Below are 20,832 nucleotides of genomic sequence, written 5' to 3'. Positions count from 1 at the left end.
TGAGCTCAATGAAGGATGACACGTTCGACGAAGCAACATGACTGGGCAATTGCATGCCCGCGACCCGAGCTCCGCGTACTGCACATTGCCGTGCATCCCTGCGCCATTGAAACCGGCGAACAGCAGGATTTCAGGCGTCGATCACCAGTCTCCAGCCGCCCGTCCCAGACAGGCAACGCGACCCAAAGCACCAAGCCCACTGCCAACGCCCATCAGATTTCCTTGGGCAAGTGCTCCATCATGGTGCGTTCAAACGAAAAAGGCGGCCCTGCGGCCGCCTTCCCGTGAATCACTTGCCCTTGACGTGCTTCATCAAGCGCCGCTTTGCCTTGACCTGCCGCTCGGTGAGGACGTTCTTCTTGCCCTCGTACGGGTTGGTACCCTCGCGGAAGATGAAGCTCACCGGCGTGCCGATCAGCTTGAAGCGCTTGCGGAAGAAGTTCTCCAGGTAGCGCTTGTACGACTCCTGCAGCTCCTTCAGGCGCGTGCCGTGCACGATGAAGGTCGGCGGGTTGGAACCGGCCGGGTGCACATAGCGCAGCTTGGAGACATGGCCGCGGATGGTCGGCGGCGGGTTGGTCTCGTAGGCCACTTCCAGCGCCTTGTTCACTTCGCTGGTGGTGAAGGTCTTGTTCGCCGATTCGTGCGCACGATGCACCGCGCGGAACAGCTCGCGCAGGCCCGAGCCGTGCTTGGCCGAGATGCGCACCGACTCGGCCCACGGCACGAAGCCCAGCTTCAGCGACAGCATGGTCTCGGCCTGCTCGCGCTGGTACTCGGTCAGGCCATCCCACTTGTTGATGGCGATCACCAGCGCGCGGCCGGCATCGAGCACGGCACCGAGCACGGTCGCGTCCTGGTCGGTCACGCCTTCGGTGGCGTCGAGCATCAGCACGGCCACCTGGCACTGCTCGATCGATTGCATGGTCTTGACCACCGAGAACTTCTCGACGACCTCGTCCACGCGCGAACGACGGCGCAGGCCGGCGGTGTCGATCAGGCGGTACTCACGGCCGTCGCGCTCCAGGTCCACCGCGATCGAGTCGCGGGTGGTACCCGGCACGTCGGAGGCGATCATGCGCTCCTCGCCCAGGATGCGGTTGACCAGGGTCGACTTGCCCACGTTCGGGCGGCCGACGAAGGCGATGCGGATGCGGTTCGGGTCGTTGTCCAGCTCTTCGCCGCTGCCTTCTTCCGGCAGGCGCTGGATCACTTCGTCCAGCAGGTCGTCCAGGCCCTGGCGATGCGCGGCCGAGACGGTCAGCATCTCGCCGAAGCCATAGCGGGCGAACTCGGAACGCACGCTGTCCTCGTCGGTGCCGTCGATCTTGTTGATCAGCAGCAGCGTCGGGCGCGACAGCTTGCGCAGCCAGGCCAGGATCTCGTCGTCCAGCGCCGACGTACCCTCGCGGGCATCGACAACGAACAGGATCAGGTCCGCTTCGGCAGCCGCCGCCCGGGCCTGGCGCGTGGTGGCGCCGGCCAGGCCTTCGTCTTCCCCGGCGATACCGCCGGTATCCACGACGAGGAAATGGTTGTCCTCGTCGAGGCGGCAGACACCGTAGTTGCGGTCGCGGGTGACGCCGGGCTGGTCATGGACCAGCGCGTCACGGGTGCGCGTAAGCGCATTGAAAATAGTCGACTTGCCGACATTCGGCCGTCCAACCAGGGCGACCAGAGGCAGCATCGCGATTACTCCAATTTTTTAGTTTGCCAACCGGAAGGCGGTCAGCTTGCCATCCACGTTCTGCACCAGCAGCACCCCGTCGACGACGACCGGCTGGGCCAGCAGGGCGTCGCCGCCACTTTTTGCCCGTGCCGCCATCGCACCATCGGAGGTCTGCAACCAGTGCACGTATCCCTTGTAGTCACCGACCACGACGTAGTCGCCGTGCAGTGCCGGGCCGGTCAGGGAGCGACGGGCCAGTGCCGTCTGCGACCACATGGCTGCGCCGCTGGCCTTGTCCAGGCCGAACACGCCGCCCTTGTTGTCGGTCACGAACACATTGCCGGACGATACCGCCACGCCACCGGCACCGCCATGGTCGCGCGCCCACAGCGGGCGACCGGTCGGGCCTTCGATGGCCATGGTCTGGTTCTTGAAGCTGCTCACGTACAGGGTGTTGCCGTCGAGCACCGGTGCGCCGTCGACGTCCGCCATGCGCTCCAGCTCGGTGCGGCCTTCGCCGTTGCCGAGGTTCTGTTCCCACAGCGTGCGGCCATCCTGCTGGGCCAGGGCCGCAACCGCGCCCTCGTCCTTGCCGATGAACAGCACGCCCGGGCCGGTCACCACCGGCGCGTTGCCGCGCACGGTCAGCGCCGGCAGCTCGCTCGGGTTGAACCACTTCTGGGTGCCGTTGCCGACATCGAAGGCGGTCACACGACCGTCGTTGCTGCGCACGTAGACCATGCCCTGGGCAACGGCCGGCGCGGCGATCACTTCACCCGGAACACGGGCGCGCCACTTCTCGCTGCCGTCGTTGATGTCCAGCGCGATGACCTGGCCATCCAGCGTGCCGATCACGACCAGGTTCTCACCGACACCCGGGCCGCCGGACAAGCGCAGCTTGGCCTTCTTCTTTTCCTTCTTCGGCTCCCAGGTCCAGACCTTCTTGCCGGTCTGCAGGTCGATGGCGTGCACGCCACCGGTGATCGCCGCAGCGAACACGTGGCCGTTGGCCACCGCCGGGCCCTGGCGCACACCGATGCGACGCTCGCCCTTGCCGAGGTTGACCGACCAGATCTTGCTGACCTTCACGGTCGGCTCGAACTTGACCAGCTCAGCCGGTTCCTGTGCCTTCTTCGCCGCCGCGTCCTTGCCGGCGAACCAGCCCTTCATGGTGCCGCAGCCGGTCAGGGCCATGCCCATCAGGAGCACGGTGGCGACGCGGGTGATCATGACCTTCTGACTCATCAAACCGACTCCGCAGGGGCGGCAACGGTGCCGCCGGCGTCCATAACCTTGGTTTCCAGCAGGCGCCGCTGCGGCGCTGCCACGTCCAGCGTCTTCAGCGCCTTCTCGTACTGTGCACGGGCCTCATCGCGCTTGCCCTGCGCCATCAGCGCATCGCCATGGATTTCCAGGCTGCTGCTGTCGGTGGCGCTGCCCAGCAGCTTGATGGCCTCGTCGCTCTTGCCAGTGGCCACCAGCAGGCGGGCCACACGCTGGTCGACCACGCGCTGCAGGTCGCCTTCGACCTTCACGTTGCGCAAGGTGGCCAGTGCCTCTTCGTTCTTGCCGGCGTCGACCTGGGCCTTGGCCAGCTGCAGCGCCGCGAGGTCGCCGTAGATGCTGGACGGGCCGGCTTCGAGCGCCTTGACCGCCTTGGCGGCGTCGTCAAGCTTGTTCTGCTGCAGGCCCTGCAGGGCCTTCTGGTACTCGACATTGGCCGAGGCCAGCTTGCTGCCCTGATCCTTCTGGTACCACTGCCAGCCGGCAATGGCACCGATGGCGATGACTACGCCACCGAGGATGCTGGCGCCATTCTTCCGCAGCCAGCTGCGGACGCGTTCACTTTGTTCGTGCTCGTCGAGCAGATCGTCGATCGCCATGCGTACTCTCGCCCCACCCGTCGGGAGGGACCATTGGGTTTAATCGAAGGTGGTGAAACCGCGCCTCAGTGCGAAACCGGGACTACGGAGCCTTCAGAGGATACCTGAAAGCGTGCCACGTTGGCTCGCTGGTAGGGGGTCAGATCGACGATAGCGCCGTTCTGCTGAACCTGGACCGCCGAAGCGTTGCCCAGGGTCACCCGGGTCACCTGGCCCGGCGTGAAGCTGCGGGTCTCGCCGGACTTGATCAGTGCCTTCTCGACGGTGCTGCCGTCCGGGCCGCCGATGTCGACCCAGCTGTCGCCGCTGAACTGCATTTCCAGCGCATTGCCGGCAGCCGGGGCCGGCGCCGGGCGCGGCACCGGGGCCAGCGAGGCGACGTAAGGGGTGGCCGCCGGCTTGCTGGCCGGAGCCGTGGTCGCTTCGGCCGGGGCGGCCATCTCGCTGCCGGCTGAGGACGGCGTGACCGGCACGGCGGCCGGGATCACGTCCAGCGAGGCGGTGCTCGGCGACGGGGTCGCGCTGCCGTCGAAGTGGCCACGGGTGGCGAACCACACCGGCACCGCCAGCACGGCGGTGATGCCGACATACAGCACGCGCCGGCCGAGGTTCTCGGCGATGCGGCGCGCACGCGGGGTATGGGTATGGCTGACCAGGGTGGGCGGAACCACCGGGCCGACCTGGGCCTGCTCCAGCAGCTCGCCCACGTCCACGTCGAGCAGGCGCGCATAGCTGCGCAGCTGGCCGCGCACGAACACCGGCGCCCCCAGCTTCTGCCATTGTTCCTCTTCCAGGGACTTGACCACCTGGACCGGCATGCGCAGGCGCGAGCCGACATCTTCGAGGGTCAGTCCGGCCGCTTCACGGGCCTGGCGCAGGCGGGTGCCGCAGCCGGCCGCAGTCTCGAGAGCGCTCACAGTCTGGTCATCAATCACAGTGCATCAACCCTGGAGTTAGGAGCCCGCATCCTGCGGAAATTCCTGTCGAATCCGCTGCAGATAGCGATCAGATGCCGCCCGATCGCCCAGCCTCGCTTCGATTTGAGACGCAAGTTGTAACACGGAACGCGTTGCGGGTGCAGCCGCAATCCTACGTTCGGCGAAGGCCCGGGCCTCCATGTAGCGGCCCTGGCGGAAGCTCAGCTGGGCCATCGACTCCAGCGCCACCGGGTTGGCCGGCGCCGCGACGAGTGCCGCGCGCAGGTCGCGCTCGGCACGTTCGAGCTGCCCAGCGTCCAGTGCGCAACTGCCGGCATTGGCCTGCGCTTCGCCCGGGGTGGCATAGCCCGGCGCCTGCAGCGCCCGGTCGAACCAGACCAGCGATTCGGCCGGCTGGCCCTGCTGGCACAACCAGGCACCGTAGTTGTTGAGCACATCTCCGCGCTGCGGCGCCAGCTCGGCGGCCTTGCGGAAATTCTCGCCCGCCTGGCGGGTGCGGCCACGACGGTCATCGATGCCGGCCTGCAGCACCAGCGCATCGGGCGCCTCGGGCGCCAGCTTCAGCGCTTCGCGCACCTTGCGCTCGGCGGCGTCGAGATTGCCGACCTGCATGTCACGGGTCGCCAGGGTCAACAGGTCGCGCCAGCGCACTTCGCGCCGCACGCTTTCCGGGTCAGCCACCGAATAGACCGGCGCCTGGCTCGGCCCAAGCTTGGCCTTGGGATGGGATTTGCAGCCGCCGACCGCAACGGCCAGCACGCCCGCGAACAGAACCAGCCAGAGGCGGTCAGGCCGCGGCATCGCTCCCCTTCCCCGCCTGCAGCGTCTTGTTGAACTCCGCCTGGCGGCGGGTGCGGTCCATTACCTGGCCCTTGAGCTGGCCACAGGCGGCATCGATGTCGTCGCCACGGGTGCGGCGGACCATGGTCAGCACGTTGCTGTCGAGCAGGATCTTCTGGAAGGCGCGGATGTGCGCTTCTTCCGAACGCTCGTAGCGGGTGCCCGGGAACGGGTTGAACGGGATCAGGTTGACCTTGCCCGAATCCTTGGCCTGCACCGCGTTGTCGAACTGGCGCATCAGGCGGGCCAGCTCCCGGGCATGCTCAGGCTTGTCGTTGATGCCCTTCATCAGGGTGTATTCAAAGGTGACCGACTCGCGGCGCTTGTTGGCGCGCAGGTAGCGTGCACACGAGGCCATCAGCTCGGCGATCGGGTACTTCTTGTTGAGCGGCACCAGCGTCTCGCGCAGCGCGTCGTTCGGCGCATGCAGCGACACCGCCAGCGACACGTCGCTTTCGGCAGACAGGCGGTCGATCTGCGGCACCAGGCCAGAGGTCGACAGGGTCACGCGCTTGTTGGCCAGGCCGTAGCCCAGGTCGTCGCGCATCACACTCATGGCGCGCACGACGTTGTCGAAATTCATCAGCGGCTCGCCCATGCCCATCATCACCACGTTGGTGAGGCGGCGCATCTGGTGCGGCACGTTGCCCAGGTGGCGTGCGGCAACCCACACCTGGCCGATGATCTCGGCGGTGGTCAGGTTACGGTTGAAGCCCTGGGTGGCGGTGGAGCAGAACGTGCAGTTCAGGCCGCAACCGACCTGCGAGGACACGCACAGCGTGCCGCGGGTCTTGTCCGGGATGTACACGGTCTCGATGGCGTTCTTGCCATCCACGCCCATCGCCAGCAGCCACTTGTGGGTGCCGTCGGCGGAGGGCTTGTCGAACACGATGTTCGGAACCAGCACCTCGGCATGGGCCTGCAGCTTGGCGCGCAGGACCTTGCCGAGGTCGGTCATTTCATCAAAGTCGGTGACGTAGCGATGGTGGATCCACTTCATCACCTGATGGGCACGGAACTTCTTTTCGCCGAGGACCTCGACGAAAAACTTCTCCAGGCCCGCGCGATCGAGGTCGAGCAGGTTCTGCTTGCCAGCCGTGGGTGCCGACTTCGGCAGCGGCTGGATGGCGGGGGACTGTACGACCTCGTTCACGGCATTACTCTCAGCGCGAGACGACTTCGGTGGCGGCGAAGAAGTAGGCGATCTCAATCGCGGCATTCTCGACCGAGTCCGAGCCGTGGGCGGCATTGGCATCGATGGATTCGGCGAAGTCGGCGCGGATGGTGCCCGGCGCGGCTTCCTTCGGGTTGGTGGCGCCCAGCAGGTCGCGGTGGGCCAGGACGGCGTTCTCGCCTTCCAGGGCCTGGATCATCACCGGGCCGGAGATCATGAACTCGACCAGCGCGTTGAAGAAAGGACGCTCGCGGTGCACGGCGTAGAAGCCTTCGGCTTCACGGCGGGACAGCTGCTTGTACTTGGCGGCCACGACCTTCAGGCCGGCCTTCTCGAAGCGGGCGTAGATTTCGCCGATGACGTTCTTGGCAACGGCGTCCGGCTTGATGATCGAAAGGGTGCGCTCCAGCGCCATGGGATGTCTCCAATGGAATCGGGCCGCTGATGGCCCGAAGGGTAACATGAAAAAAACCCGCGTCGGGACGCGGGCTTAGCCTGATAAACGTAGGCGAATTGTAAAAGATAACGCGGCTGGGTGGTAGAGGGCCTGCGGCCCTCCTGTAGAGCCGAGCCCATGCTCGGCTGGCCTTTGGGCCGAAGAGCAGCCGAGCATGGGCTCGGCTCTACAGGTTCAGATCCACCCATTCACCCACCTGAGTGAAATCTGACCGGCCCGGGCAATTTTGCTGCACTGCAAAATGCCATACGCTACCGTCTGGTTCTAGTATCAAACAATCGTTTGATTAAGGTCCGCCCACCGATGGCCAAGCCCGCACACTTCTCGACCAAGGACCGGATCCTCGGCGCGGCGGAGGAGCTGTTCGCGCAGCACGGCTTCGCCGGCACGTCGCTGCGCCAGGTCACCAGCCAGGCCGACGTCAACATCGCGGCGGTCAACTACCACTTCGGCTCCAAGGAAAACCTGGTCAACGAGGTGTTCCGCCGCCGCATGGACGAGATGACCGGCGCCCGCCTGTCTCAGCTCGAACGCGCCCGCGCCGAGCACCCTGGCGAACTGCGCCCGGTGCTGGCCGCCTTCGTCGAGCCGGCCCTGGCGCTGGCCCAGGACCGCCAGAACGGCGGCGCCTTCGTGCGCGTGATCGCCCGCGCCTACGCTGAGAAGAACGACAACCTGCGCAAGTTCCTGTCTGACCACTACGGCCACGTGCTGCGTGCGTTCGGCAAGGCCATCGGCGAGTGCGTGCCCGGCCTGAGCAAGGAAGAGTTGTACTGGCGCCTGGACTTCCTGGCCGGCTCGCTCACCTATGCCATGGCCGACTTCGGGCTGATCAAGCGTCCCGCCGGTGTCACCGAAGCGGCGCATCGTGCCCATGCCGCCCACGAACTGATCCATTTCGCCGAAGCCGGGTTCCGCGCCGCCGCACGCGCCAGCGCCCTGCCCGCTTCCGTTTGATTCCACCCAGTAACTGCTGACCAACAAAGGCCCTACACCATGTCCAATTCCCTGCTAGTCCGCCGCGCCGCCGTGCTGGGTGCCGGCGTCATGGGTGCCCAGATCGCCGCCCACCTCACCAACGCCGGCGTCGACACCGTGCTGTTCGACCTGCCTGCAAAGGAAGGTCCGGCCGACGGCATCGTGCTGAAGGCGATCGCCAACCTGGGCAAGCTGAGTCCCGCGCCGCTGGCCAGCAAGTCGCTTGCCGAAGCCATCACCCCGGCAAACTACGAGTCCGGCCTGGAGCAGCTGAAGGACTGCGACCTGATCATCGAGGCCATCGCCGAGCGCATGGACTGGAAGCAGGACCTGTACAAGAAGATCGCCCCGTTCGTGGCCGACCACGCGGTGCTGGCCTCCAATACCTCGGGCCTGGGCATCAACAAGCTCGCCGACGTGCTGCCCGAGCAGCTGCGCCACCGCTTCTGCGGCGTGCACTTCTTCAATCCGCCGCGCTACATGCACCTGGCCGAGCTGATCCCGGCCACCACCACCGATGCCGCCGTGCTGGAAGGCCTGGAAGCTTTCCTGGTCACCACCCTGGGCAAGGGCGTGGTGTACGCCAAGGACACCCCGAACTTCATCGGCAACCGCATCGGCGTGTTCTCGATCCTGTCGACCATCCACCATACCCAGCAGTTCGGCCTGGGCTTCGACGAAGTGGACGGCCTGACCGGCCCCCTGGTCGGCCGCCCGAAGTCGGCCACCTACCGCACCTCGGACGTGGTCGGCCTGGACACCATGGCGCACGTCATCAAGACCATGGGCGACACCCTTCCGAATGACCCGTGGCATGAATTCTTCAAGTCGCCGAAGTGGCTGGACGCGCTGATTGCCAAGGGCGCGCTGGGCCAGAAGACCGGCGCCGGCATCTTCCGCAAGGTCGGCAAGGACATCGTCGTGCTGGACCTGGAGAAGCAGGACTACCGCCCGGCCGACCGCACCGCCGCCCCGGAAGTGGTCGAGATCCTGAAGATCAAGAACCCGGCCGAGAAGTTCGCCAAGCTGCGGGAAAGCCAGCACCCGCAGGCGCAGTTCCTGTGGGCGACCTTCCGCGACCTGTTCCACTACAGCGCCTACCACCTGGCCGACATCGCCGAGACCGCGCGCGACGTCGACCTGGCCATCCGCTGGGGCTACGGCTGGTCGCTGGGCCCGTTCGAAACCTGGCAGGCCGCCGGCTGGAAGCAGGTCGCGCAGTGGATCGCCGATGACATCGTGGCCGGCAAGAGCATGAGCAACGCACCGCTGCCGGACTGGGTGTTCGATGGCCGCGATGGCGTGCACGCCGCCGAGGGCAGCTACAGCCCGTCGCGCAACGCCAAGCTGCCGCGTTCGTCGCTGCCGGTGTACCAGCGCCAGCGCTTCCCGGATCCGCTGCTGGGCGAGAAGTTCGCGCCGGGCGAGACCGTGTTCGAGAACGACGGCCTGCGCATGTGGCACGACGGTGACGGCATCGCCGTGGTCAGCTTCAAGACCAAGATGAACACCGTGTCCGACCAGGTGCTGGATGGCCTGCAGGAATGCGTCAGCCGCGCCGAGAAGGACTTCCAGGGCCTGGTGATCTGGCAGCAGAAGGAACCCTTCTCCGCCGGTGCCGACCTGGCCGGTGCACTGGGCCTGCTGCAGGCCGGCAAGGTCGACCAGTTCGAAGAGATGGTCGCCAACTTCCAGCGCACCAGCCAGCGCATCAAGTACTCGCTGGTGCCGGTGGTGGCCGCCGTGCGCGGCCTGGCCTTGGGTGGTGGCTGCGAGTTCCAGATGCACAGCGCCAAGACCGTGGCCTTCCTGGAAAGCTACATCGGCCTGGTCGAAGCCGGTGTCGGCCTGCTGCCGGCCGGTGGCGGCCTGAAGGAACTGGCGGTGCGCGCCTCGCAGGCTGCGGGCCCGGGTGGCGACGTGTTCGCCGAACTGAAGAAGACCTTCGAGACCGTGGCGATGGCCAAGGTGTCCAACTCGGCGGTCAACGCCAAGGAGCTGGGCCTGCTGCGCAGCACCGACAAGGTGGTGTTCAACAGCTACGAGGCCCTGCACATCGCCAAGGCCGAAGCACGCGCCCTGGCCGAAGCCGGCTACCGTCCGCCGCTGCCTGCACGCCGCATCCAGGTCGCCGGGGACGTGGGTATCGCCACCTTCAAGATGATGCTGGTCAACATGCTGGAAGGCCGCTTCATCAGCCCGTACGACTACGAAATCGCCGAGCGCATCGCCACCGTGCTGTGCGGCGGCAAGGTCGATCGCGGCACCCTGGTGGACGAAGAGTGGCTGCTGACCCTGGAGCGCAAGCACTTCGTCGAACTGGCCCAGCAGGAAAAGACCCAGGCCCGCATCGCGCACATGCTCAAGACCGGCAAGCCGCTGCGGAACTGACGGAAGACATCGGTAGTGCCGGCCGCTGGCCGGCAACCTCTTCCAACCCCTATTCAAGAGATCATTGCAATGACCAAGCAAATCCAGGACGCCTACATCGTCGCCGCCACCCGTACCCCGGTTGGCAAGGCGCCCAAGGGCATGTTCCGCAACACCCGCCCCGACGACATGCTTGCGCACGTGCTGCGCAGCGTCGTCGCCCAGGCCCCGGGCGTGGACGTCAACCGCATCGATGACGCCATCATCGGCTGCGCCATGCCGGAAGCCGAGCAGGGCATGAACGTGGCGCGCATCGGCGTGCTGCTGGCCGGCCTGCCGAACACCATCGCCGCACAGACCGTGAACCGCTTCTGCTCCTCTGGCCTGCAGGCCGTGGCGCAGGCCGCCGACGCGATCCGCCTGGGCAACGCCGACCTGATGCTGGCCGGCGGTACCGAGTCGATGTCGATGGTGCCGATGATGGGCAACAAGATCGCCATGGCACCGAGCGTGTTCGACAACGACCACGTCGCCATCGCCTACGGCATGGGCATCACCGCCGAGAAGGTGGCCGAAGAGTGGAAGGTCTCGCGCGAAGACCAGGACGCGTTCGCCCTGGCCTCGCACCAGAAGGCCATGGCGGCGATCCAGAACGGCGAGTTCAAGGACGAAATCAGCCCGTACGAGATCGTCTCGCACCTGCCGGACCTGGCCGATGGCCAGCGCATCATCACCCGCAACAAGATCGCCGACACCGACGAGGGCCCGCGCCCGGATTCCTCCGCTGAAGGCCTGGCCAAGCTGCGCCCGGTGTTCCGCAACGGCCAGTTCGGCGGCACCGTCACCGCCGGCAACTCGTCGCAGATGAGCGATGGCGCCGGTGCCGTGTTGCTGGCCTCGGAGCAGGCGATCAAGGACTACGGCCTGACCCCGCTGGCCCGTTTCGTCAGCTTCTCGGTGGCCGGCGTGCGCCCGGAAGTGATGGGCATCGGCCCGATCGCCGCGATCCCGAAGGCCCTGAAGCAGGCCGGCCTGACCCAGGACCAGCTGGACTGGATTGAACTGAACGAAGCCTTCGCCGCGCAGTCGCTGGCAGTGATCCGCGATTGCGGCCTGGACCCGAGCAAGGTCAACCCGCTGGGCGGCGCGATCGCCCTGGGCCATCCGCTGGGCGCGACCGGCGCGATCCGTACCGCGACCCTGCTGCACGGCCTGCGTCGTCGCCAGCAGAAGTACGGCATGGTGACGATGTGCATCGGCACCGGCATGGGCGCGGCGGGTATTTTCGAGGCGCTGTAAGGTTCAAGGCGTTGCCTCGTTGGGCTTCATGGCGTGGGTCGGGTTGGCAGGGCTGCCCGGGACACGCCGTGAACCCTTCCATGGGGGCTCGATGGCGCCATCCATGGCGCCAACGGTCCCGGGCAGCCCTGCCAACCCGGCCCTTCCAGCCTCCCCGCGGCGGAGGGATGAGCAAAGGCAGGGTCAAAGGCCGGGGTCAGATCCCTTTGCTGCGCAAAGGGATCTGACCCCAACAAGCAAAAAAGGCAGCCAGTGGCTGCCTTTTTGCTTTGCTTCTGCCTTTGATTCCGCCCTTCCCGTCCGCGCCCGCAGGAAACTGTCGAGAGGCGCGGGCAGTCCGCTGCAGGACCGTTGGCGCCATGGATGGCGCCATCGAGCCCCCAGGGATGGGTTTACGGCGTGTCCTGCAGCGGACTGCCCGCGCCTCCCCCACTTTGGCAGGAAGGCGCTGACGGAGCGCTTGATAGAACCCTTATTCCGCCAGCATCGCCGCCAGCTTCTCCCGCGCCGGGCCGGCCAGCTTCGGGTTGTCCAGCGCGAAGCGGATCGTCGCCTCCACCAGACCCAGGTGCGTACCGCAGTCGAAGCGGGTGCCCTCGAAACGATAGGCATCGACTTCTTCGGTCTTCAGCAGCTCGGCAATCGCATCGGTCAGCTGGATCTCACCGCCGGCACCAGTCCGGGTCTGTTCCAGCAGCTCGAAGATCTTCGGGCTCAGCACGTAGCGGCCGACCACTGCCAGGTCACTCGGCGCGTCCTCCGGCTTCGGCTTCTCGACGATCTGCGAAATGCGGCCCTTGCGGCCATCGAACGCCTCAGTGGCGACGATGCCGTAGCTGGCGGTCTTTTCGTGCGGCACGTCTTCGACCGCGATAACGCTGGCACCGCTGGCCTCATTGAGGTCGGCCATCTGCTTCAGCGCACCGGCACCGCGATTCCAGATCAGATCGTCGGGCAGCAGCACCGCGAACGGCTCGTCACCGATCACAGCCTTGGCACACAGTACTGCGTGCCCGAGGCCCAGCGCCTCGGCCTGGGTCACGAAGATCGCGCGCACGCCATTGGGCAGCACATGCCGGATCAGCTCCAGCTGCTCCTGCTTGCCGGCGCGCTCGAGCTTCTGCTCCAGCTCGTAGGCCTTGTCGAAATAATCGGCGACCGCGTGCTTGTAGCGGTTGGTGATGAACACCAGCGTGTCGCAGCCGGCTTCGATGGCTTCATCAACGGCGTACTGGATCAGCGGCCGATCAATGATCGGCAGCATCTCCTTCGGCACAGTCTTGGTTGCTGGCAAAAAACGCGTTCCCAGTCCTGCCACCGGGAAAACTGCCTTGCGAATTCGCTTGCTCATTGGTGCCTGTTTGCCTCACGTGCCGGAAAGGGCACGACTTTAGCGGATGAAATGTAAGCATCCTGTTCGATTGGCGAGAATTCCGGCATCGTCGCAAACAGGATTTCCTGGATGCTGGCAGTGTCGTAGCTGGCAATCGCCTCACGCAGGCGCGGAACATTGCCCAGCACCAGGTCGCGCGAGAACGTACGCACGCCGGCCTCGAGAATCTTCGGGTGCGCGGTCGAACGGTAGTCTTCGTCCGAATAGAACAGGGTCTCGTGCAGTTTCTCGCCCGGGCGCAGGCCGGTGTAGATGATCTGGATGTCCTTGTACGGCTGCTTGCCGGTCAGGCGGATCATCTGCTCGGCCAGCACACGGATCGGCACCGGCTCGCCCATGTCCAGGGTGTAGATCGCACCATGCGACGCCGACGCGGCCGCCTGCAGGATCAGCTGGCAGGCCTCGGGGATGGTCATGAAGTAACGGCTGACTTCCGGGTCGGTGACCGTGACCGGACCACCGCGCAGGATCTGCTCGCGGAACAGCGGCACCACGCTGCCGGCCGACGCCAGCACGTTGCCGAAGCGCACCGTGACGAAACGGGTGTGCGTGGACTTCTGGTCCAGGCTCTGGCAGATCATCTCGGCGTAGCGCTTGCTCGCACCCAGCGCATTGACCGGGTCGACCGCCTTGTCCGTGGAAATGAACACGAAATGCTCCACGCGGGCTTCCAGGCACGCGCGGGCGACGTTCTCGGTCGCCAGGATGTTGTTGCGCACCGCTTCGCGCAGCTGCCGCTCCAGCACGGGCACGTGCTTGTAGGCGGCGGCATGGAAGGCGGTATCGACCGGGTGCAGCGACAGCGCGTGGCGGATCACGGCAGGGTCGCCACAGTCGCCCAGCACCGCCTCGATCTCGACATCGGGGAAGCTGCGCCGCAGCTCGCCTTCGATGGTCAGCAACAGCAGCTCGCTGATCTCCAGCAGGATGATGCGACCGGCACCATGCCGCGCGCACTGGCGGCACAGCTCCGAGCCGATCGAACCACCGGCGCCGGTGACCATCACAGTGCGCCCACCCAACCAGCCGCGGATCAGGTTCCAGTCCGGCATGATCGGCTTGCGGCCCAGCAGGTCCTCGATCGCCACTTCCTTCAGCTGGCCCGGTAGCGACTGGCCCTGCAGGATGTCGCTGAGCTTGGGCACGGTACGGAACGGCACACCGGTGCTTTCGCAGATCGCGACAACGCGCTGCATGCCTGCGGCGTCCAGTGACGGCATGGCAATGACCAGCAGCTTGGCAGCGGTCTCGCGGACCACCGTCGGGGCGTCATCCAGGGTGCCGAGGATCGGCAGGCCCTGCAGCTTGGCACCCCGCAGGTGCGGTGCATCGTCGAGCAGGCCGACCGGCTCGAAGTTGCCGGAACGACGCAGGTCGCGCACCAGTGTTTCCGCCGCCTGGCCAGCGCCGAGGATCAGCACGCGGCGGGCGCTGGAATCGGACTGCAGTGCCTGGTAATCCTTCCAGGCCCGGTACAGCAGGCGCGGTGCGCCCAGCAGGGCCGACAGCGCGAACGGGTAGATCACCAGCACCGACATCGGCACGCCGTCGAAGCGCTTCCACATCAGCACCAGGACGATGGCGACCATGCCGATGAAGCTGGCCTTGAAGATGTTCAGCAGGTCGCTGACGCTGGCGAACCGCCATAGCCCGCGATACAGGCCCACGCGCCAGAACACCAGGCCCTGCAGCAGCAGCACCAGGGTGGTATCGACGTTCCACAGGGGCAGCGCCGGAGCGTTGGGCAGGATCGAGTAACGCCCTGCATGGAGCAACCGCCAGCATGCCCAGACCATGAAGAGGTCGTGGCAGACGATGGCCGAACGCGGCATCAGGCCGAGGATTCTGTCCCGCCAGGGTGAAGCCATAAGTCAGGTATTTCCTTGTCGGTAGCGCATTCCATTGCGCAGGAGGAGCCAGAGGACGCTCAGCGCGGTGAACCACGCGATCGCCACGGCAGCCTCCCACCTCGGCTGCAAGTTGGAGCAGACATTGAACACTGTAATACTGAACAGGCCCAAAGCAAAGTACATCCCTGTCACCTGGGGGTGACTGGCTCCTGCCTGCACCGCGCGCTGGTAGACGTGCTGGGTATGGGGTTCCATCCAGCGTTGTCCCGAAATGATGCGCGCCAGCAGTGTGAAGCCCGCGTCCACGAGGAACGGCGAAACCGGGACCAGCAGCAGGATCCAGTTGATATCGGTACGCACGCTGGCGAGCGCCAGCACCGCTGCGACCGCGTACCCCAACGCGCCGCTTCCGACATCGCCCATGAAGATCCGGGCCCGAGGGAAGTTGAACGGCAGGAATCCAAGGCAGGCCAGGCCCAGGGCCACGGCAGCCAGCGAGTACGGCCACGGCAGCACCGGCGCCAGCCCCAGCATCGCCACGACGGCCTGGCTGGCGGCAATGCCGTTGATGCCGTCCATGAAATTCCAGATGTTGATCAGTGAGGCGGTGAACAGCAGCACCAGCGCCGCCAACAGCCAGCTGCCGCCATTCACCTTCACCAGGCCGGCCAGCAGCGCCGCGGCGATGAAATGCACCAGCAGGCGACGCATCGCCGGCAGGGGCCTGTGGTCGTCCCACCAGCCAATACCGGCCACCAGCACTAGCCCAAGGCTGGCCACCAGCACTGTCGGCGTGCTCTCGGGCCAGGCCCAGATGGCCACGGCTGCAGTCACCAGCAGGCTGATGACGATGGCGATGCCGCCACCGCGCGGTGTAGCGACGCTATGGCTGCGGCGTTCGCCGGGCTGGTCCATCAACTGCTGGCGCAGCGCCTAGCCACGTGCAGCCCAGGTCAGCACCGCACTCAGCAGGGCGAGCCCCAGCAGCGCGCCCATCACAAGCCAGGGCATGGATCAGAGCACCGCGTAGTTCAGCAGTGGCTTGACCGTTCCCCACTCCTTGCAGCTCGGGCACTGCCAGTGGTGGGTACGCGCACCGAAGCCGCAGCGGGTGCAGCGATAGGCCGGGTTACGCACCAGCAGCTGGTCAGTGATGTGCTTGAGGTCATGCAGGGTGGCGGTGGAATCGGCGCCCTCGGCGAGGGTGAGGTCGATCAGCGCGGACTCGCCACGCACCGACGGGCGATCCTTCAGCTGGCGGCCGAGGTAGGCACGCGCCGGGGCCACGCCTTCCTGCTCCTCCATCAGCCGGGTCAGCGCCAGCACCGGGGCAATGCCACGGTAATGCTCGGTCATCTCCGACAGGAACGCGCGCGCACCTGCCAGATCGCCCACCTTGCGATAGTTCTGCATCAACGCCGGCAGCAGTTCCGGCAGGTATTCGGGATCGTTGCGCGCGGCGCGCTCGAAGGCGCGCACGGCGGCCTCAGGATTGCCTGCGTCGGTTTCCAACCGGCCCTCGATGATGCCGGCGCGCACCGACATCGCGTCGGCCTGATAGGCGCGGGCGATCGCTGCCCTCGCCTCTTCCAGCTTGCCGGCGCCACGGAATCGCTCGGCCAGTTCGCACTCGAACTGCCCGATCAGCTTGCCCATCGGCTCGCCGGTGACATCCTCGAAACGGGTGGCGTTGTCGATCGCCTTTTCCCAGTCACGCTCGGCCTGGTAGATGCCGATCAGGTGCTTGAGCGCCTGCGGTGCGCGCTGATCCAGCTGGGCCAGCTCGGTGAACACGGTCTCGGCACGGTCCAGCAGGCCGGACTTCATGTAGTCTTCGCCCAGGGCCAGCAGGGCCTGCACGCGTTGTGCGTCACTCAGGTCATGGCGATTGACCAGGCCCTGGTGCAGGCGGATGGCGCGGTCGACCTCGCCACGACGGCGGAACAGATGGCCCAGCGCGACCTGGGTCTCGAAGGTTTCCTTGTCCAGCTCGGCGATGTGCAGGAACAGCTCGATGGCCTTGTCCGGCTGCTCGTTGAGCAGGTAGTTCAGGCCACGGAAATAGGTGCTCGACAGGCGGCTGACCTGGCTGTCACCGTGGCGTTGGCCACCACGCCGCCCGATCACCCAGCCGGCCAGTGCGGCCAGCGGTACGAACAGGAAGAACCAGAACCACTCGGTGACGAAATCCATCTTCGATCAACGTCCATCAAAAGATTGGGGGGAAGCAACCGGTGCCGGCGAAGCGGCAGCGGACTTGTTGGCGCGACGCAGCTGGCCGTAGAGCGGAATGACCACGCTCACCAGCACCAGGCCAGCACCGACGATGACGCCGATCAGCAATGCGGCAATGATTGCCACGCCGACCGAGGTCTTCAGTTGGGTGAAAACAAGGTTGATAGTCATCTCGTCCATGTTCATGGCACCGATGATCAACCCAAGAATGAGTACCGCCAGCAGGACCAGCAGACGAAAAACCTTCATGCGACAGCTCCAGTGGCAGGAGTCCGTAGCTTATCCGACTCGCGGCTGGATTCGCACGCGGTGGCGCGACGGCAGGCTCAGGCCGGATCGGCGTCCAGCGGCAGCACACTGCTGACCCGCTCGCGCAGTTCCTTGCCCGGCTTGAAATGGGGGACATGCTTGCCCGGCAGGGCAACCGATTCGCCGGTCTTCGGGTTGCGACCCAGGCGCGGCGGACGATAGTGCAGCGAGAAGCTGCCAAATCCACGGATTTCGATGCGATCCCCGGCGGACAGCGATCCGCCCATCATTTCCAGCAACGACTTCACCGCCAGATCGACATCATCGGCCTTCAGGTGCGCCTGGCGGCGCGCAAGGATTTCGATCAGTTCGGATTTGGTCATTACCGGCTCACATCAGGGGCATCTCAGCCTGAAACGGCCCGGGCAATGCCCGGGCCGTCCAGGAAACATCAAACAGCCTAAGGCCGATTACTCGGACTTGTTGCCGTTCAGCTGTGCACGCAGCAGCGCGCCCAGCTGGGTGGTGCCGCTGGAAGCCGAAGAGGACTGGTATTCCTCCAGCACTTCGCGCATTTCAGCGTCGTCCTTGGCCTTGATCGACAGCTGCAGGGTACGGCCCTTGCGGTCCATGCCCACGAACTTGGCTTCGACCTTGTCGCCGACCTTCAGGTGCTGGGTGGCGTCGTCAACGCGCTCGTTGGCGATGTCGCGGGCCGAGACGTAACCTTCGATGCCGTCAGCCAGCTCGATGATCGCGCCCTTGGCGTCGACTTCCTTCACCACGCCTTCGACCTTGGAGCCCTTCGGATTGGCAGCCATGTACTGGCCGAACGGATCCTGCTCCAGCTGCTTCACGCCCAGGGATATGCGCTCGCGCTCCGGATCGACGGCCAGGACGACGGCGTCCAGGGTATCGCCCTTCTTGAAGTTGCGAACGACGTCTTCGCCGGTGGTGTTCCAGCTGATGTCGGACAGGTGGACCAGGCCGTCGATGCCGCCGTCCAGGCCGATGAAGATGCCGAAGTCGGTGATCGACTTGATCTGGCCCGACACCTTGTCACCCTTCTTGTGGGTGGCAGCGAAGGTTTCCCACGGATTGGCGGCAACCTGCTTCATGCCCAGCGAGATGCGGCGACGCTCTTCATCGACGTCCAGCACCATCACTTCGACTTCATCACCCACCTGGACAACCTTGGACGGGTTGACGTTCTTGTTGGTCCAATCCATCTCGGAGACGTGCACCAGGCCTTCGACGCCCGGCTCGATCTCAACGAACGCACCGTAATCGGTGACGTTGGAGACCTTGCCGAAGACGCGGCTGTTGGCCGGGTAACGACGGCCGATGTTGTCCCACGGATCCTCGCCCAGCTGCTTCAGGCCCAGCGAAACGCGGTTGCGCTCGCGGTCGAACTTCAGCACGCGGACGTCCAGCTCGTCGCCGACGTTCACGACTTCCGACGGGTGACGCACGCGCTTCCACGCCATGTCGGTAATGTGCAGCAGGCCGTCGATACCGCCCAGATCCACGAACGCGCCGTAATCGGTCAGGTTCTTGACGACACCCTTCAGGATCGCGCCTTCCTGCAGCTTGTCCATCAGCTGCTCGCGCTCTTCCGAGTGCTCGCTTTCGACGACAGCGCGGCGCGAGACCACGACGTTGTTACGCTTGCGGTCCAGCTTGATGAGCTTGAACTCGAGTTCCTTGCCTTCCAGGTAGGCCGGATCGCGCACCGGGCGCACATCGACCAGGGAACCCGGCAGGAAGGCGCGGACATCCTTGATGTCCACGGTGAAACCACCCTTGACCTTGCCGCTGATGCGGCCGGTGATGGTTTCGTTCTTCTCCAACGCTTCTTCCAGCTCGTCCCACACCATCGCGCGCTTGGCCTTCTCGCGCGACAGGACGGTTTCGCCGAAGCCGTTCTCGATCGAGTCGAGGGCGACCTTGACGATGTCGCCTTCGGCGACGTCGATTTCGCCAGCGTCGTTACGGAACTGTTCGATCGGCACGATGCCTTCGGACTTCAGGCCAGCGTTGATCACCACGACGTCGCCGCGGACTTCAACAACGGTACCGCTGACGATGGCGCCCGGCTTCAGCTTGGCCAGGTTGGCCTGGCTGGCTTCAAACAGTTCGGCAAATGATTCGGTCATTAGATTTACTCTGTTGGACACATGGGTCGGTGGCGTCCCCTTCAGGGGAATGGCGACCGCCCGCCTGTTGGTCGACCCCGGAAACGCAGGTCGTGTGTAGTAGGAAAACCGCCACGCATCATTGCGCGACGGGGCTGGTACAGCACTGCTATGCGCGACCACTGCCGATGCGGCTGGCAGTGCTCCCGCGCGAACGGATCAGGCAGCCGGAACCGGAAGCAGATCCATCACTCGGGCAACGACATCATCGATGCCGATGCCTGTGGAGTCGATGAGGACAGCATCGTCTGCCGGCTTCAGGGGCGCCACGGTACGCTGAGCATCACGGGCGTCGCGGGCCATGATCTCGCGCAAGAGGTCATCAAAGTTAACAGAAACCCCCTTGTCTTTCAACTGCTTATGCCGGCGCTCGGCGCGCTCCTCGGCACTGGCGGTCAGGAAGACCTTGTAGGGGGCGTCCGGAAAGATCACCGTGCCCATGTCGCGGCCGTCGGCGACCAGGCCTGGCAGTTCCCTGAATGCGCGCTGCCGCTCCTTCAAGGCGGCCCGGACCTCCGGGATGGCGGCAATGGCCGAGGCCAGCGCCCCGGTGGTCTCCAGGCGCAGCTCGTCGGTGGCATCGGTGCCGTTGACCATGACTCGCATGGCATCGCCCTGCTCGACAAACTGAACGTGAGTGTCAAAGGTGCAGCGGACCAGCGCGGAGGCGTCGGAGGTGTCGATGTCGGCCCAGCTTGCGGCCACGCCCACCGCCCGGTACAGCGCGCCCGAATCCAGGTAATGCCAGCCCAGCCTGCGCGCGATGATGCGGCTGATGGTACCCTTGCCGGCCCCGGATGGGCCGTCGATGGTCAGGACGGGAGCGAGTGGATTCATGGGGGTCCCAGAGCGTGTGAAGAGGCCATTCTAGCCCCTGCCAGACGCCCCCAGCGGGATCTTTTGTGCAACCACTTGAAACCATGAGGAAAAGCCCGGTAGAATGGCGGGCTTGAACGAGCGTCAACTGCCGATTGTCTTTCGCATATCGCGGCCACGCTCCACCCGAACAACTACTGTTTACGCCGAGGTATGCCATGAAAGTCCTGTCCTCCCTGAAGTCGGCGAAGGCCCGTCACCGTGACTGCAAGGTCGTGCGTCGTCGTGGCAAGATCTTCGTCATCTGCAAGTCGAACCCGCGTTTCAAGGCGCGTCAGCGCTAAGCCTCACAGCCTTCCGGCTGCGGCTGGCCCTACGCGGGGCCGACCCGATGCAAGAAACCGCCTTCGGGCGGTTTTTTGTTTATGCGGCTTTTTCCTGCCGTTTTTGCTGTAATCGCCTTTCTTGACCACTGGGGAGTAGATC

Annotated in this window: 19 protein-coding genes; 4 read left to right on the top strand and 15 right to left on the bottom strand. The window is 65.5% G+C overall.

Annotated features, from left to right (window positions below; translation table 11 throughout):
• Positions 1–289: 289 nt before the first annotated feature.
• The 7 genes from der to ndk all read right to left on the bottom strand — a co-directional run bounded on the left by der (position 290) and on the right by ndk (position 6,919).
• Positions 290–1,687, bottom strand: a complete 1,398-nt coding sequence (gene der / locus ACM0PK_RS11635) for a ribosome biogenesis GTPase Der (RefSeq protein WP_005413118.1) — start codon at positions 1,685–1,687, stop codon at positions 290–292.
• A gap of 18 nt (positions 1,688–1,705) precedes the next feature.
• Entirely contained in the window at positions 1,706–2,914 is a 1,209-nt protein-coding gene (bamB, locus tag ACM0PK_RS11630; RefSeq protein ID WP_111007940.1) for an outer membrane protein assembly factor BamB, read from the bottom strand.
• Complete coding sequence (locus tag ACM0PK_RS11625) at positions 2,914–3,552, bottom strand: YfgM family protein (RefSeq protein WP_111007939.1); 639 nt, start codon at positions 3,550–3,552, stop codon at positions 2,914–2,916. Before ACM0PK_RS11625 ends, bamB begins: the two co-directional genes overlap by 1 nt.
• Before the next feature lie 65 nt (positions 3,553–3,617).
• Positions 3,618–4,487: a RodZ domain-containing protein gene (locus ACM0PK_RS11620; protein ID WP_138953662.1), complete on the bottom strand. Its 870-nt coding sequence runs from the start codon at positions 4,485–4,487 to the stop codon at positions 3,618–3,620.
• An 18-nt stretch (positions 4,488–4,505) separates the two neighbouring features.
• The gene (pilW, locus tag ACM0PK_RS11615; RefSeq protein ID WP_061477902.1) at positions 4,506–5,291 is read right to left on the bottom strand and encodes a type IV pilus biogenesis/stability protein PilW; all 786 of its coding nucleotides are present in this window, start codon (positions 5,289–5,291) and stop codon (positions 4,506–4,508) included.
• On the bottom strand, positions 5,278–6,483 hold the full coding sequence (gene rlmN, locus ACM0PK_RS11610; RefSeq protein ID WP_005409296.1) for a dual-specificity RNA methyltransferase RlmN: 1,206 nt from the start codon (positions 6,481–6,483) through the stop codon (positions 5,278–5,280). The genes pilW and rlmN overlap by 14 nt, the downstream gene beginning before the upstream one ends.
• 10 nt (positions 6,484–6,493) lie before the next feature.
• Positions 6,494–6,919, bottom strand: a complete 426-nt coding sequence (gene ndk / locus ACM0PK_RS11605; RefSeq protein WP_005409295.1) for a nucleoside-diphosphate kinase — start codon at positions 6,917–6,919, stop codon at positions 6,494–6,496.
• 345 nt (positions 6,920–7,264) lie between these two features.
• On the opposite strand from ndk, the gene ACM0PK_RS11600 reads away from it, so the two are divergent.
• From ACM0PK_RS11600 to ACM0PK_RS11590, 3 genes are all read left to right on the top strand, one after another.
• Entirely contained in the window at positions 7,265–7,918 is a 654-nt protein-coding gene (locus ACM0PK_RS11600; RefSeq protein WP_061477903.1) for a TetR/AcrR family transcriptional regulator, read from the top strand.
• 39 nt (positions 7,919–7,957) lie between these two features.
• Positions 7,958–10,330, top strand: a complete 2,373-nt coding sequence (locus ACM0PK_RS11595; RefSeq protein WP_088496169.1) for a 3-hydroxyacyl-CoA dehydrogenase/enoyl-CoA hydratase family protein — start codon at positions 7,958–7,960, stop codon at positions 10,328–10,330.
• 69 nt (positions 10,331–10,399) lie between these two features.
• Entirely contained in the window at positions 10,400–11,608 is a 1,209-nt protein-coding gene (locus ACM0PK_RS11590; protein WP_005409292.1) for an acetyl-CoA C-acyltransferase, read from the top strand.
• A gap of 472 nt (positions 11,609–12,080) precedes the next feature.
• Here ACM0PK_RS11590 and galU read toward each other — a convergent pair whose 3' ends face one another.
• From galU to cmk, 8 genes are all read right to left on the bottom strand, one after another.
• Positions 12,081–12,959 (bottom strand): UTP--glucose-1-phosphate uridylyltransferase GalU, encoded by an 879-nt coding sequence (gene galU / locus ACM0PK_RS11585; protein WP_072168277.1) that lies wholly within the window; start codon positions 12,957–12,959, stop codon positions 12,081–12,083.
• Positions 12,956–14,869, bottom strand: coding sequence for a polysaccharide biosynthesis protein (locus tag ACM0PK_RS11580; protein ID WP_414607721.1), 1,914 nt, complete (start codon positions 14,867–14,869; stop codon positions 12,956–12,958). Before ACM0PK_RS11580 ends, galU begins: the two co-directional genes overlap by 4 nt.
• A 3-nt stretch (positions 14,870–14,872) precedes the next feature.
• Positions 14,873–15,781, bottom strand: coding sequence for an MraY family glycosyltransferase (locus tag ACM0PK_RS11575; RefSeq protein ID WP_414607729.1), 909 nt, complete (start codon positions 15,779–15,781; stop codon positions 14,873–14,875).
• A gap of 84 nt (positions 15,782–15,865) precedes the next feature.
• Positions 15,866–17,044 carry a lipopolysaccharide assembly protein LapB gene (gene lapB / locus ACM0PK_RS11570; protein WP_005416232.1) on the bottom strand — a complete coding sequence of 393 codons (1,179 nt, stop codon included), beginning with the start codon at positions 17,042–17,044 and terminating at the stop codon, positions 15,866–15,868.
• A 6-nt stretch (positions 17,045–17,050) separates the two neighbouring features.
• Complete coding sequence (locus ACM0PK_RS11565) at positions 17,051–17,335, bottom strand: LapA family protein (protein WP_061477908.1); 285 nt, start codon at positions 17,333–17,335, stop codon at positions 17,051–17,053.
• Positions 17,336–17,412: 77 nt separating this feature from the next.
• Positions 17,413–17,718: an integration host factor subunit beta gene (locus tag ACM0PK_RS11560; RefSeq protein ID WP_005409286.1), complete on the bottom strand. Its 306-nt coding sequence runs from the start codon at positions 17,716–17,718 to the stop codon at positions 17,413–17,415.
• 87 nt (positions 17,719–17,805) lie between these two features.
• Complete coding sequence (gene rpsA, locus ACM0PK_RS11555; protein WP_005416230.1) at positions 17,806–19,491, bottom strand: 30S ribosomal protein S1; 1,686 nt, start codon at positions 19,489–19,491, stop codon at positions 17,806–17,808.
• 198 nt (positions 19,492–19,689) lie between these two features.
• Positions 19,690–20,367, bottom strand: a complete 678-nt coding sequence (cmk, locus tag ACM0PK_RS11550) for a (d)CMP kinase (protein WP_414607722.1) — start codon at positions 20,365–20,367, stop codon at positions 19,690–19,692.
• A gap of 197 nt (positions 20,368–20,564) precedes the next feature.
• Between cmk and ykgO the strand changes: the two genes are divergently transcribed.
• Positions 20,565–20,690 (top strand): type B 50S ribosomal protein L36, encoded by a 126-nt coding sequence (gene ykgO / locus ACM0PK_RS11545; RefSeq protein ID WP_005409283.1) that lies wholly within the window; start codon positions 20,565–20,567, stop codon positions 20,688–20,690.
• Positions 20,691–20,832: the final 142 nt, after the last annotated feature.

The organism is Stenotrophomonas sp. FR010 (assembly GCF_047520755.2).
Classification (GTDB): domain Bacteria; phylum Pseudomonadota; class Gammaproteobacteria; order Xanthomonadales; family Xanthomonadaceae; genus Stenotrophomonas; species Stenotrophomonas sepilia.
This window is presented reverse-complemented; position numbering and strand designations above follow the sequence as displayed.